Origin of the sequence: Nonomuraea gerenzanensis, assembly GCF_020215645.1 — a bacterium.
Lineage (GTDB): Bacteria > Actinomycetota > Actinomycetes > Streptosporangiales > Streptosporangiaceae > Nonomuraea > Nonomuraea gerenzanensis.
This window is the reverse complement of the sequence record NZ_CP084058.1, coordinates 10,160,127-10,172,969: the sequence shown is the minus strand read 5'-3', so window position 1 is coordinate 10,172,969 and position 12,843 is coordinate 10,160,127. Positions and strand designations below refer to the sequence as shown.

The 12,843-nt window shown below is 72.3% G+C and carries 13 protein-coding genes; 4 read left to right on the top strand and 9 right to left on the bottom strand.

The window, feature by feature from the left end; all coding sequences use genetic code 11:
* Window positions 1-2: 2 nt before the first annotated feature.
* The 4 genes from LCN96_RS47325 to LCN96_RS47310 form a co-directional block, all read right to left on the bottom strand.
* Window positions 3-764, bottom strand: coding sequence for an ATP-binding cassette domain-containing protein (locus LCN96_RS47325; RefSeq protein ID WP_225268947.1), 762 nt, complete (start codon window positions 762-764; stop codon window positions 3-5).
* Window positions 764-1,852 carry an ABC transporter substrate-binding protein gene (locus tag LCN96_RS47320; RefSeq protein WP_225268946.1) on the bottom strand — a complete coding sequence of 363 codons (1,089 nt, stop codon included), beginning with the start codon at window positions 1,850-1,852 and terminating at the stop codon, window positions 764-766. Before LCN96_RS47320 ends, LCN96_RS47325 begins: the two co-directional genes overlap by 1 nt.
* Before the next feature lie 131 nt (window positions 1,853-1,983).
* Window positions 1,984-2,949 carry a sugar-binding transcriptional regulator gene (locus LCN96_RS47315; RefSeq protein ID WP_225268945.1) on the bottom strand — a complete coding sequence of 322 codons (966 nt, stop codon included), beginning with the start codon at window positions 2,947-2,949 and terminating at the stop codon, window positions 1,984-1,986.
* Window positions 2,950-3,033: 84 nt separating this feature from the next.
* Window positions 3,034-4,008: a DUF5937 family protein gene (locus tag LCN96_RS47310; RefSeq protein ID WP_225268944.1), complete on the bottom strand. Its 975-nt coding sequence runs from the start codon at window positions 4,006-4,008 to the stop codon at window positions 3,034-3,036.
* A gap of 59 nt (window positions 4,009-4,067) precedes the next feature.
* Here LCN96_RS47310 and LCN96_RS47305 point away from each other — a divergent pair, with 59 nt between their 5' ends.
* On the top strand, window positions 4,068-5,258 hold the full coding sequence (locus LCN96_RS47305; RefSeq protein ID WP_225268943.1) for an MFS transporter: 1,191 nt from the start codon (window positions 4,068-4,070) through the stop codon (window positions 5,256-5,258).
* A gap of 100 nt (window positions 5,259-5,358) precedes the next feature.
* On the opposite strand, the gene LCN96_RS47300 is transcribed toward LCN96_RS47305, so the two are convergent.
* Window positions 5,359-6,351: a LacI family DNA-binding transcriptional regulator gene (locus LCN96_RS47300; protein ID WP_404823898.1), complete on the bottom strand. Its 993-nt coding sequence runs from the start codon at window positions 6,349-6,351 to the stop codon at window positions 5,359-5,361.
* A 92-nt stretch (window positions 6,352-6,443) separates the two neighbouring features.
* Here LCN96_RS47300 and LCN96_RS47295 point away from each other — a divergent pair, with 92 nt between their 5' ends.
* Together LCN96_RS47295 and LCN96_RS47290 are read left to right on the top strand one after the other, a co-directional pair.
* Window positions 6,444-7,592 (top strand): CynX/NimT family MFS transporter, encoded by a 1,149-nt coding sequence (locus tag LCN96_RS47295; RefSeq protein WP_225268942.1) that lies wholly within the window; start codon window positions 6,444-6,446, stop codon window positions 7,590-7,592.
* 24 nt (window positions 7,593-7,616) lie between these two features.
* Window positions 7,617-8,273, top strand: coding sequence for a hypothetical protein (locus LCN96_RS47290; RefSeq protein WP_225268941.1), 657 nt, complete (start codon window positions 7,617-7,619; stop codon window positions 8,271-8,273).
* Window positions 8,274-8,333: 60 nt separating this feature from the next.
* Here LCN96_RS47290 and LCN96_RS47285 read toward each other — a convergent pair whose 3' ends face one another.
* The gene (locus LCN96_RS47285) at window positions 8,334-8,933 is read right to left on the bottom strand and encodes a cysteine dioxygenase (protein ID WP_225268940.1); all 600 of its coding nucleotides are present in this window, start codon (window positions 8,931-8,933) and stop codon (window positions 8,334-8,336) included.
* Window positions 8,930-9,787: an amidohydrolase gene (locus tag LCN96_RS47280; protein WP_225268939.1), complete on the bottom strand. Its 858-nt coding sequence runs from the start codon at window positions 9,785-9,787 to the stop codon at window positions 8,930-8,932. The genes LCN96_RS47285 and LCN96_RS47280 overlap by 4 nt, the downstream gene beginning before the upstream one ends.
* Before the next feature lie 231 nt (window positions 9,788-10,018).
* Here LCN96_RS47280 and LCN96_RS47275 point away from each other — a divergent pair, with 231 nt between their 5' ends.
* Window positions 10,019-11,008, top strand: coding sequence for a LacI family DNA-binding transcriptional regulator (locus LCN96_RS47275; RefSeq protein ID WP_225268938.1), 990 nt, complete (start codon window positions 10,019-10,021; stop codon window positions 11,006-11,008).
* A gap of 82 nt (window positions 11,009-11,090) precedes the next feature.
* On the opposite strand, the gene LCN96_RS47270 is transcribed toward LCN96_RS47275, so the two are convergent.
* On the bottom strand, window positions 11,091-12,437 hold the full coding sequence (locus LCN96_RS47270; RefSeq protein ID WP_225268937.1) for an aromatic amino acid ammonia-lyase: 1,347 nt from the start codon (window positions 12,435-12,437) through the stop codon (window positions 11,091-11,093).
* Between the two features lie 9 nt (window positions 12,438-12,446).
* Window positions 12,447-12,827: a phage holin family protein gene (locus LCN96_RS47265; protein ID WP_225268936.1), complete on the bottom strand. Its 381-nt coding sequence runs from the start codon at window positions 12,825-12,827 to the stop codon at window positions 12,447-12,449.
* Window positions 12,828-12,843 lie beyond the last annotated feature (16 nt).

Here is a 12,843-nt window from a genome sequence, read left to right as displayed (position 1 = left end):
CGTCACGACTGCTGTCCCCTCTGCGCTCGCCGGGACACCACGTTGTCGGTGGCGCCGGTGATGGCGGCGATGATGTCCTCGGTGGAGACGCTGTCCACCTCGAAGACGCCGTTGTTGCGGCCGAGCCGCAGCACCGCCACGGTGTCGGCGACGGCCTTCACGTCCGCCATGTTGTGGCTGATCATGATGACGCCCAGGCCGTTCTCGCGCAGCCGCTCGACCAGGTTGAGCACCTCGGCCGTCTGCGCCACGCCGAGGGCGGCGGTGGGCTCGTCCAGGATGATGACCTTGGGGTCGCCGAGCAGCGACCTGGCGATGGCCACCGTCTGCCGCTGGCCGCCCGACAGCGCCGCGACCGGCACCCGCACGCTCGGGATCTTGGCGGAGAGCTGACGGAGCAGCTCCCACGAGCGGGTCTCCATGGCCACGTCGTTCAGGCGCAGCGGGCGGATCTCCTGGCCGAGGAAGAGGTTCTGGATCACGTTGAGGTTCTCGCAGAGCGCCAGGTCCTGGAAGACCGTGGCGATGCCCAGCCTGTGGGCGGCGGCCGGGGTGGGGATCTCCACCTCGCGGCCCTCGAACGTGATCGTGCCGCCGTCCGGCGGGTGCACCCCTGACAGGATCTTGACCAGCGTCGACTTGCCCGCGCCGTTGTCGCCCACGACGGCGACGACCTGGCCGGCGGCGACGTCGAGCTCGATGTCGGTGAGCGCGGCCACGGCGCCGAAGGTCTTGCTGATCCCGCGCAGTGACAGAACGCTCATCACTGGATCCCGAGCTCCGCGCAGCCCTTGGCGTACTCGCCCGTGCAGACGTCCGCGGCCTTCATGATGCCGCTGTCGAACAGCACCTCCTTGATGTTGTCCGTGGTCACGACCGTGGGGACGAACAGCTCGGACGGCGTGTCGTAGAGCTGGGTCTTGCCCGCGGGCTTCCTGCCCTGCATGAACTCCCAGGCCACGTTGGCCGACGCCTCGGCCACGATCTTGATGGGCTTGGAGATCGTGTTGAACTGGTCGCCCGCGATGATGCGCTGGGCGGCGGCCACCTCGGCGTCGTTGCCGGTGACCGGCGGCACCTGCACGCCCGCGGCCTTGAACGCGGCGATCGCGCCGCCGCCGGTGCCGTCGTTGGCGGCGACCACGCCGACGATCTGGTCCTTGAACTGGGTGATCTGGCCGCTGACCCAGGTCTGCGCCTTCTCCGGCTGCCAGTCGGGGGTGTCGTACTCGGCCAGCAGCTTGAACCCGCTCGGGTCCACCGCGGTGTGGATGCCCTTCTTGATGAGCTGCGCGGCGGCGTCCGTCGGCGAGCCGTTGACCTGGAGGATGCCGCCCTCGGCCTTCTTCTCCTTGAGGTGCTCGACCAGCGACTGGGCGATCATGGAGCCGATCTTCTCGTTGTCGAACGAGATGTAGTAGTCGGCGGGGGTGGCCGGGATCGGCCGGTCGTAGGCGATGATCGGCACCTGCTGCGCCTGCGCGGACTTGACGATGGTGGCCGCCGCGGCGGAGTCGACCGGGTCGATCACGATGGCCTTGACGCCCTGGGCGAGCGCGGAGTTGGCCTGTTGCTGCTGCTTGGCGGCGTCGGAGTCGGCGTTCTGGTAGATGACCTCGCAGGTCGGGCAGAGCTGCTTCATCCTGGCCTCGAACAGAGGCTTGTCCTGCAGCTCGTACCGGGTCGAGGCCAGGTCGGGCATGAGGAAGGCGACCTTGGCGTTCTGCACGTCGCCCCCACCGCTGCCCCCGCCTGCCTCGCCGCCACCGCCTGAGCCGCAGGCCGCCAGCATGGAGGCTGCGAGCACTGCCGCCGCAGCGAACGCGGAGGTCCGCATCTGAGCTTTGTTCACGGGTTGTTTCCTCACTTACGCCGGGTCCTGATGCACCTGCCCCCGACACAGGGAACGCCTTCACTTGAGCGCACACCCTGTGGTGCGGCTCACGTTAGCGCGCGTTCAGAAACTTTGTCCAGCAAAAATGTTCAGAGTTGGTGAGCGGCTGCCAGGAGGCCCTCCGCCGTCGGCGTGTCGGTGACGAGCTGGTTGAAGTAGCCGCCCTTGGCTCCTGCCACGATCGAGAGCACCTTCTCCGCGCCGACCGCGACGGCGATCGTGTGCGGGATGCGGCGCAGCTCCTCCGGCTTGGCGGCCACCAGGCGCTCGCTGCCCGGATACGTGACGGGGGCGCCGTCGCGGTCGTAGATCCGCATGCACACGTCGCCCACCGCCTGGCGCAGGCCGTCGGCGTCGCGGGGCATCAGGGAGGGCACCATCTGCCTGGTCAGCGGGGGTGAGCCGACGCCCACGACGGCGCACTTGGCGTGCGCCCACAGGTCCATGACCCGGCGCACGGAGGGCTCGTGCTGCAGCGAGTAGAACAGCTCGGGACCCGGCAGCGCGGGCGCGTAGAGGTAGGCGGGCACGCCGCCGATGCGTTCCGCCAGGATGCGGGTGGTCTCGTTGGTCTGGAACCACGGCTGCGGCTCCTCCTGGCCGCCCACGGCCGGGGCGATGGTGACGCCCGGGTAGTGGCCGAGGCCCTCGCGGGCGCACTCGTACACGGTGGTGCCGGAGGAGACCAGCACCACGTCGCCCGACTCCAGGCCGGCGGTGGCCAGCGCGCGGGCCACCCCGGGGGCCAGCCACGGGCCCAGCGCCGGGCCGCTGACCTTGGGGACCAGGTGCACGCGGTCCAGGCCGAGCGCCTGCGCCACCTCGGCGGCCAGCGGGCCGTCGCCGAGCGCGGCCGGGCGGTGCACCTTGATCTCCACGATGCCCTGCTTGCGCGCCTCGGTCAGCAGCCGGCTCACGGTCGCCCTGCTGACGCCGAGGCGTTTGGCGATGTCGCCCTGGGTGGCGTCCTCGAGGTAGTACTGCTGGGCCGCCGCGTACATCAGCTCGTGGGGGAACCTGGCCTGAGCCTCGGGGACGGCGTCGGCGGCATTCATGCGCGCGCTCCTGGATGGGATCCGTGAACAGATTTGCAGAACTGATGCGCAACCACTATAGCTTTGTGCTTACCGGAGCACAGGCTAGCCGTTGACCAACGCATCACCCAGAGGCGTGCGCGCGTACAACACACTGCGGCCCGTGCGGGTGCCCGCGATGAGGCCCGTCCTGCGCAGCGCGGCGATGTGCCCGCCCGCCGTGCCCACGCTCTGCCCGAGCAGGGCGGCGAGCTGGGTGGTGCTGGCGGGCTCCGACAGCTCGGCCAGGATGCGCGCCCGGCTGCGCCCGATCAGCGAGGCCAGGTCCCGCGGTGGCGGGGCGGGCGCGGCCGCGATCCCCCTGGCGGGATAGACCATCGCGTACGGCCAGTCGTCCTCCAGATAGGTGCCGATGGTCTCCATGAACGCCGAGGGCACGAAGAGCAGCCCCTTGCCGCCGAGCCGATGGTCGCCCGACGAGCTCATCTCGATCTCGATCCGGCCGCCCGCCCGCCAGTGCACGTTCGGGCTGAGGTCCTCCAGCGCCGCCTGCCAGCCGTAGGCGGCCAGCCGCCCGGCCCGGTAGGCCACGTCCCGCTGCAGGATCGCACGGAAGCGCGGCCAGTCGTGGGCGAGGATCTCCGTCCACAGCGCCTCGTACGCGTCCGCGAACCGCGTCACCACCCCGGGCCCCAGCAGCAGCTCCCTGACCCAGCGGGCCACCGGGGGCCGCTTGGCCAGCACCCGCTCGATCTCCGCGCGCGCCTGCGCCGGCGGGGTCGCCCGCATGGCCGCCAGCTCCGCCTCGAACGGCACGTCCACGGTGGTCGGCGGGGGCGCGATGAAGTCCACGTTCGCGTCGCCCCTGTTGCCGCTGACCGCGCCGGCGGCGCGCAGCACGGGGTGCCGGCGCATCAGCTCCCTGTGCGTCTCGCGCCACCGGGCCACCCACGCGCCGTGGGCGCCCGCGCGGTAGCGGCCCGTCAGCACCCACTGCGCGTGCATGGTCTCGATCAGCGGGGAGATCGCGAACCTGCTCGCCATCAGATCCTGCGGCACGACCTCGATCGTCACCAGCACCTTTCGGTTATATCCGAAGAAGTCGCTCGGACGGCAGGGGTGGCCGGAGCATCGGGGACGTGAAGGGTGCGACGTTCGGCGAGGTGTTCGCCGTCAAGGAGTTCCGGGTCCTGTTCGCCGGTTTCGTGCTGCTGATCGTCGGCGACTCGGTCAAGATGCTGGCGCTGTCGGTCCTGGTGTACGAGCGGACCGGGTCACCCGGGTTGTCCGCCGCTGCGTACATGGCCGGGTGGCTGCCGTTCATCTTCGGCGGGCTGTTCCTGCTGTCCCTGGCCGACCGGATGCCCGCGCGGGCGCTGATGGTGGCGGGGGAGCTGCTCAGGGCGGTCACCTGCGGGTTGCTGGCCTGGGCGGGGCTGCCGGTGTGGGCGATGCTGGCGCTGGTCGTGGGCACGGGGGTGCTCTCGCCGGTCTTCTTCGCGGCGCGGGCGGCCATGCTGCCCGAGGTGCTGCCCGGCGACGCGTTCGTGCTGGGGCGGTCGGTGCTCAACGTCGCCTCGGCCGGCGGGCAGATCGCGGGGCTCGCGGTCGGGGGCGCGTTCCTGGCCTTCGCGGGGGCGTCGGGCGCGCTGGGGGTCACGGCGGGACTCTCCGTGCTGGGGGCCGTGGTGCTGCGGTGCGGGCTGCCGTACCAGCGGGCGCGCGGCGCAGGGGAGCGGGGCGCGGTGCGGCAGACCCTGCGGGTGAACCGGCGGCTGCTGGCCGACGGCCAGGTGCGCGGGCTGCTGCTGGCCGCGTGGCTGCCGAGCGTGTGCCTGGCGGGGGCCGAGGCCATGGTGGTGCCCTACCTCGGCGGGCAGGGCCAGGCCGGGGTGGTGCTCGCGGCTGCCGCCGGTGGGATGGCGGTGGGGGAGTTCACGGTCGGGCGGTTCGTCACGCCCGGCGGGCGGGAGCGGCTGTCGCTGCCGCTGGCCGTGCTGCTGGGGGTGCCGTGGTTGGGGTTCGTGTTCCTGCCGGGGGTCGGGTGGGCTGCGGTGCTCGCGGCGCTGGCGGCTGCGGGGCTGGCCTACCAGCTCGGGTTGCAGCGGCGGTTCGTGGAGGCGGTGCCCGAGGAGGTGCGGGGGCAGGCGTTCGGATTGCAGTCGGCCGGGCTCATGACGGGGCAGGCGGCGGGGGCGGCGCTGGTCGGGGTGCTGGGGGAGGTGATCGCGCCGGGGCAGGCCATCGCCGTGTCGGGGGCGATGGGGGTGGTGGTGGCGGTCGCGCTGGCCGGCGTGTTGCGGCCCGCGCGCGGCCGAGTGACTGCCTAGCCTGGCCCGCTGCCCGCTGCCCGCTGCCCGCTGCCCGCTGCCCGCTGCCCGGCCCGCTGCCCGACCACGGCCACAGCCGCCTGCGGTCGTGGCCCGGCCTTCACCCCTGGTCCTCCGGAGCGAGTTCACCCGAGCCGCGCGGAATGAGCCGTACCGGGAGTTCGAGGTGCTCGGACGGGCCGCCGTCGCCGCGCAGGCGGCGGAACAGCAGCTCCGCCGAGACCCGCCCCATCCAGGACGGATCCTGCGCCACCACGCTCACCCCCGGCCTGAGCAGGTCGGCCAGCTCGAAGTCGTCGAACCCGACCAGCGCCACCCGCCGCCCCTCCAGCGCCCGCAGGGTCGTCACGGTGTGCCGGCCGTTGCCGGTGAACAGCGCCGTCGGCGGATCGTCCAGGGCGAACATCCGGGCCAGGTCCTCGCGGGCGGCGTCGAGCGCGGGCGGCCGCATCGACACCAGCCGCTCGTCGTAGAGCCCGCCCAGCTCCTCCCGGTAGCCGAGCAGCCGCTGGGCCGCCGTGTAGATGGCCGGGTCGTCGCCCAGGAAGGCGATGCGGCGATGACCGTGCGTCATGAGGTGGCGGACCGCCTGCCTGGCCCCGCCCACGTTGTCGGCGAGCACGGTGTCCACGTCGATGCCCGGTCCCGGCGGCCGGTCGGCGAACACCGCCGGCGTGCCGGCCTCCAGCTCGGCCCGCAGGTAGGTGTGGTCGTCGCCCGCCGGCACCAGGATCAGCCCGTCCACCCGGCGCGCGCAGAACGTCTCGACCAGCTCCCGCTCCCTGCCGGGCTCCTCCCCTGACGAGCCGCTCAGCAGCAGGCAGCCGTGGTCGATGACGACGTCCTCCACCGCCCTGCTCAGGCCCGCGTAGAACGGGTCCGCGACGTCCTCGATGACCAGCCCGACCGTGGCGGTCCTGCCCCTGCGCAGCACCCGGGCGCTCTCGTTGCGGCTGTAGCCCAGCCGGTCGATGGCCGCGCGTACCCGCTCGGCGGTGGCGGGGTGCACGCCGGGCTCGCCGTTGACGACCCGCGAGACGGTCTTGAGCGCCACCCCCGCCGCCGAGGCGACGTCCTTCATCGTCGGTCTCACGCCTGGATCATTTCTCATGCGGGAGGGGCAGACAACGTTGTCAAGGGCTTGTGCGAGAGTGGTGCCCTATGTCGTTGAGATCCGCTTTGCTTGTGGCAGGGTTCGCCCTGGCCGCGCTCAACCTGCGCCCGGCCATCGCGGGTGTCTCCCCCCTCCTCGACGAGATCATGAACGACGTGGGCCTCTCGCCCGCCGGCGGCGGCGCGATCACCACGGTCATGGTGGTCTGCCTGGGCGTGTTCGGGCCCGTCACGCCGCTGCTCGCCCGGCGCATCGGGCTCGACCGCACGCTGATGGCGGGCCTGCTGGTCATCGCCGCGGGCGTCGCGCTGCGCGGCCTGGACGGCGCGCCCGTCCTCTACCTCGGCTCCGCCCTGGCCGCCACCGCCATCGCCGTCATGAACGTCTCCATGCCCGGCATCGTCAAGCAGCACTTCCCCACCAGGGTCAACCTGCTGACCGGGGTCTACGTCTCCTGCGTGGTGGCCGGCGCGGCGGCCGCGTCCGCGCTGGTGATCCCCATCGAGCACGCCACCGGCTACGACTGGCGCGGCGTCTCCGCCCTGCTCGCCGTGCCCGCCCTGCTGGCGGCGCTGCTCTGGCTCCCGCAGGCGCTGCGCAGGCCGGAGGCCGCCCAGAACGGGCCCCGGCCGTTCGGCACGGTTCTGCGCAGCCGCGTCACCTGGTCCATCACCGCCCTCATGGGCCTGCAGTCGCTGACCTTCTACGTCATGCTGGCCTGGCTGCCCACGATCTTCCTGGAGGCGGGCCTGACTCCGGAGGAGGCCGGTTACCTGCTCAGCCTGACGAACGCGGTCCAGGTCGGCACCTCGCTGGCCGTTCCCGTCCTGGCCGGCCGGCGGGCCTCGCAGGTGCCGTACGTGGTCGGGGCCGGGGTGCTGACCGTGCTCGGGTACCTGGGCATGCTGCTCGCGCCCACCACCGTGCCGTGGGTGTGGATGATCGTGCTCGGCATCGGGCAGGGGGCCTCGTTCGCGCTGGCGCTGCTGATCATCGCACTGCGTCCGTCCAGTCCCGCCGAGGTGACCGCGTTGTCGGCCGTGGCGCAGTCCGTGGGGTATGTGATCGCGGCGTTGGGGCCGTTGCTGTTCGGGCTGCTGCGGGAGGTGTCCGGTGGGTGGACGGTTCCGCTGGTGGCGGGGCTGGGGGTGATCGGGGTGCAGATCGTGGCCGGTTGGTTCGCCGGGCGTCCTGCTACGTTGAGCAGGGCTGAGGTGTAGGTGCGGGTGCCGGGGAGTTCGGGCGTGCTGACGGAGACGCTGCGGAGGTTGGCCGACGAGCGCGGTGGGGTGCTCGGGGTGGAGCCCGGCCTGGTCGTCGAGCCCGACGAGAGCTGGACGCCGGTGAGCGAGCTGGTGCGGGAGCCGTACGCGCTGCTCACGCGGCTCGTGGACGAGACGGCCGGGCGCTGGAACGCGCCCTGGCACGTCGGCGCGGCGCTGTTCTGGAAGACCTACGCCTACTGGCACACGCTGCCCATGGTGCTGGGGTGGGCGCTGGACGGGCGGGTGCCGGTGATGCGGCCCGCGCTGACGTACTTCAAGGTGTCCGGCGCCGGGGTGACGCTCGCGGCCACCAGCGTGAGCTGGGCCGCCGGCGCGGGCGCGATCCGCGAGTCGGTGGAGGAGTCGCAGCGGCCGCTGGTCGAGGTGCTCAGCCGGCTGGCCAAGGTGGGCGAGCGCACGCTGTGGGGCTCCACGGCGGAGGCCGTCGCCCACCCGCTCACCTCGATCGTGCCGGGCGACTACCTGCGGCTGCTCAAGGAGCTCGGCCCGCCGCTCGACGGGCTGGTCGAGCCCGCCGGCGACGGCTACTTCCGCAGGACGTGCTGCCTGTGGATCGCGCTGCCCGACGTGGAGCCCTGCGGAAGCTGCTGCGTACTCAAACCACGCAGCTCTTAGGCCACGCGCCTCTTAGGCCACGGGGCTCTCAGGCCACGGGGCTCTTAGGCCACGGGGCTCTTAGGCCACGGAGCCGACCGGGTCGGGGCTGATCGCCGTCGCGCTCGCCGGCTCCGGGGCGATCGGCTCCGGGCCGACGGGCTCGTCCATCGGCCGCAGCTCGTCGGCGTAGCTCACCGAGACGCGGCGCATGACGCCGGTGCCGTCGATGGAGTACTGGCCCAGCCGCCACAGCGGCGGCGAGTACGCGTGGATCGACACGCTCTGCGCCACCGCGCCGGTCAGCCGGTGGATGTGGTCGGGCCCGAACGAGAACGACTGCCCCTCCGAGACCACCGTCTCCAGATGCTCGCCGCCGATGCGCGGGTTGCACTCCTTCAGCGCGCCCTGGACGACGTGCACGGCGCCCGAGGAGATGTCGTGGTCGTGCCAGCCCGTGTCGTCCTCGGGGCGCCAGCACAGCAGCCAGACGTCCACGTACGCGTCGCGGTACAGCGAGGCGTAGTGCCGCCCGCCGTCGGCAGGGAAGTCCACCTGGCCGCGCCACTCCTCGGGGTTGGCGGCCAGCTCGTCCACCAGGGCGCGCAGCTCGCGCCGGTCGAGGGTGCGCTCCGGGAGCCCTGCACAGGTGCCCCCGTCCTGGATGTGCTCAGTGTTCACTTACGAGACTCCTTTCCGCTGATGAGGCGACGGGGGTTGACGACCTTGATGGCGTGCTCGGCTGCGGCGCCGAGCCCGGGGTCGGGTGCTGTGGCGTAGGGGGCGTCGGAGCCGTTGACGACGACGTCGATGCCCAGCTCGCGGACGATCGCGTCGATGGCGCGCGGGCCGTACGAGGAGGTCTCCACGAAGAAGTCCCGATCGACCAGGCCGCGCCCGCCGCCCCTGGTGATCAGCCGCTCCGAGTGCAGCGGCGCCAGCCCCGCGAGCAGCGCGAAGCAGACGCGCAGGCGCGGGTGCCTGGGGCGGACGACGGCGTGGAAGTAGTGCCAGGACGCGTGCATCTGCTGCACGTACGGCACCAGGGCCGGCCACCACGGCGGCGTGCCGCTTCCGGGGTCGGCCGGGCCAGGGTGCACGAACAACGGCAGGTCGCGCCCGGTCAGCACCTCCAGCAACTCGTCCTCGGGCACGGCCGTGGCCGGGATCTGCAGCCCCGCGAACCCGCGGTCGAGATCCCTGGCCAGGCGGTCGGCGTCGGGCTCGCTGTGGCAGGTGGCCGCCCACGCCCCGTACGGCTCGCCCAGCGCCAGGGCACCGTCGTGGTAGGCGTCGAGCAGCGGCCAGCACTCCTCGGGCGGCAGGAACTCGATCCCCAGCGGGCTCGACAGCGACACCAGGGCCAGCTCCAGACCGGTCGTGTCGCGCCGCTCGTGGTCGGCGGGATCCACCTCGTACGGCGGCTCGCCGTCGAGGATCAGCGTCCAGCCGTCGAGGTACGGGGGAGTGCCGCGGGCGCGCAACGCATCGACGAACGCGCTCGTCCACAGGTGCTGGTGCACGTCGATACCCACCGGCGGGCTCCTCCTTCCGCTATTTCCTACTCACAATACATGTAAACGCTCTGCGCTGTGACGTTCTCATCGTGAACCGTTTCAGTGATACGGTTCAGTGAACCGCTTCACTAGAGGCTTGTCAATGGCAGGCCACCTCCCTCGCCCCCGCCACGAACCCGACCACGGCAAATCTGACAATTCGCTGACTGGAAATCTGCTTCTGTCGGTGTCACGCAATAGGCTGGCGTAATGCCTCGCAAGAGAGCGACGATCCGTGAGGTGGCCCAGGCCACAGGCCTGTCACCGGCGGCCGTCTCCTACGCGCTACGCGGTCTTCAGGTGTCGGAGGAGACCATGGAGCGGGTGCGCGCCGCCGCCGCCGAGCTCGGCTACGAGGCCGATCCCATCGCCAGAGCCCTGGCCAGCGGGCGCACCGGCATGATCGGCCTGCTGTGCGGCTCGCTGGAGGATCTCTGGCAGCAGTCGCTGGCGGTCGGCATCAGCAGGGGCCTGCGGGAGAAAGACCGTTACGCCCTCATCCTCGACGCCTTCGGCGACCCGGCCAGGGAGCGGGCCCTGGCCCAGCAGCTGCGCGACCAGCGCGTCGACGGCATGATCGTGCAGCCGATCGACCCGGCCGCCGCGTTCTGGCCCGAGCTGTGCGAGTCCCTGCCGGTGGTCGCGATCGGCGACTCGATCTCGGGCACGGCCGGCGAGGTCGTCTTCGACAACCGCAGCGGGGTGACGCTCGCCCTGGAGCACCTGCGCGCGCTCGGCCACCGCCGCATCGCCGTCCTCACCTCCACCCAGGCCAGCACCCCCGACCGTCCCGCCGACGTGCACGTCACGGCCGAGGCCGACCGGCTGGGGCTGGACATCGAGGTCGCCACCGCGCCCCTCGGGCTCGCCGGCGCCACCGCCGCCGCCCACGAGCTGCTCAGCGGCGACAAGCCGAGCGCCGTGTTCTGCTTCGCCGACTCCATCGCTTACGGGGTGTACGCGGCGGCGCAGGAGCTGGGGTTGTCGATTCCCGGTGACGTGTCCGTCATGGGGTACGACGACCATCCGATGTCAGGGTTGTTGTCACCGGGGCTCACGACCGTCGACTGGGACATCGCGGGGATCGTCCGGGCGGCGGTGCGGCTCATCTCGGCGGCGGCCGACGGCGGGGGGCGGCGGCGGCGCGTCATGCAGAGACCGACGCTGAGGGAGCGGGGGTCGGTGGCGCGGGTGTCCTGAGGTCCCGTGTCGTGAGGTCCCGTGTCGTGAGGTCCCGTGTCGTCAGGTCCTGTGTCGTGAGGTCCTGTGTCGTGAGGGGTGCTCAGCCTGGTGACAGTGCGGTGCGGGAGGCTTCCAGGTCGGCGGTGAGGGGGCGGTCGGGGGCCGGGGTGTGCAGGGCGCGCACGGCGGCGGTGCGCTCGCAGGCCAGGACGATCTCCAAGGGCTCCAGGCAGCGCAGCGTGTGGCGGGCGGCCTGGGTGGCGAACCCCGCGTGGTCCTCCACGCCGCGCGAGATCACCGCCGTGCCCGTCGTCGCCGGGTTCGCGAGGTGGCGCAGGTCGGCCAGGGCGTCCTGGGCGACGTACTCGAGGATCAGCGCACCCGAGGCGCCGGGGCGGTCGGCGAGGAACGGCAGGCGGCCGGTGTAGGCCGGGTCCATCAGGGTGGCCAGGCGGGCCGTGCTGAGCTGGGCCGTCTGCACCAGCGCGGCCCGCAGCGCGTCCAGGGCCAGGGCCACCGGGGCCGAGTGGAAGTTGCCGTTGTGCCAGGCGAGGGAGGCGGCGAAGAGCGGGTTCTCGGTGGCCGCGTTGAGGTCGGTCTCGATCGTGGTGACGGCCCGGCCGAGCGCGTCCAGGGCGGCGCCGTGCACCTGGGGGAAGGCGCGGAAGCCGTACGGGTCCTGGATGCGGGGGGTGGGCTCGTGGGCCAGCAGGCCGCGCAGCCGGGCGGCGACGGCGGCCTGGCCCGGCTGCGGGCGGGCCTCCTGCACGACGGCGGCCAGCGGCTCGGCCGAGGCGTCCACGGCGGTGAACGACATCATCGCCACGTCCACGGCGGCGTCGAGGAGGTGGCGCAGGCGGTGGCAGGCGATGGCGGCGTCGGCGAGGGTGGCGGCGCCGGAGCTGATGAACGGCAACGCGTCGCCCGAGGTGAGGGGGTGGCGGGGACCCGCGCTGATGGGCGCGGTGGCAGGTGGCTCAGGCGCAGGCGGGGTGTGGTGCCAGGGGAGTTCGCCGAGGAGGCAGAGGGCGGTGGTGGCCAGGGCGGTGAGGTCACCGGTGCCGATGGCGCCGTACGTGTGCAGGGGCGGGGTGTAGCCGTCGTTGATCGCCTGGGCCAGCGCGAGGCAGACGGCGGGATCGACGCCGGAGCCGCCCGCCAGGAGCTGGTTGAGCCGGACCGCGAGCATGGCCCTGGCCCGGGCGGGCGGCAGGGGCGGGCCTGCGGAGACGGCGTGGCTGCGCAGCAGGTCGAGGCCCGCGCCTTCCACCACGATGTCGCGGTTGGCGCCGACGCCGGTGCTCCTGCCGTACACGGGGCCGGTCAGCTCCTGGGCGGTGGCCCACGCGGCCCGGGCGCGATCGAGCGAGGCGATCGCGACCCGGGCCCCGCCGTACGCGACCTCGTGGACCTGCGCGCAGGTCAGGCCGGCGCCGTCGAGCTCCATGGGGGAGGGTCAGTCCTTGTCGGGGATGAACAGGCCGAGCGCCCAGCTCACCAGGCTGACGATGACCGCGCCCCAGAAGGCCGCCGGGTAGAAGTTGTCCACGTGGAAGGGGATGTCGAACTGGCCGGCGATCCAGCTCGTCAGGTACAGCATGGCCGCGTTGATCACGAGGAGGAACAGGCCCAGGGTCAGCACGATGACCGCACACCCCAGGGCCTTCACGATGGGCTTGACGATGGCGTTGACGATGCCGAAGATCAACGCCACGAGCAGCAGGACACCCCAGTACGTGGCCGAGTTGGTGGGGGCGTCGACGTCGATGCCGTCGATGAACTGGATGGCCACCCACAAGGCCACCGCCGCGGCGATGGTTCTGATGATGAATCTCACGCTGAATGATCCTCCC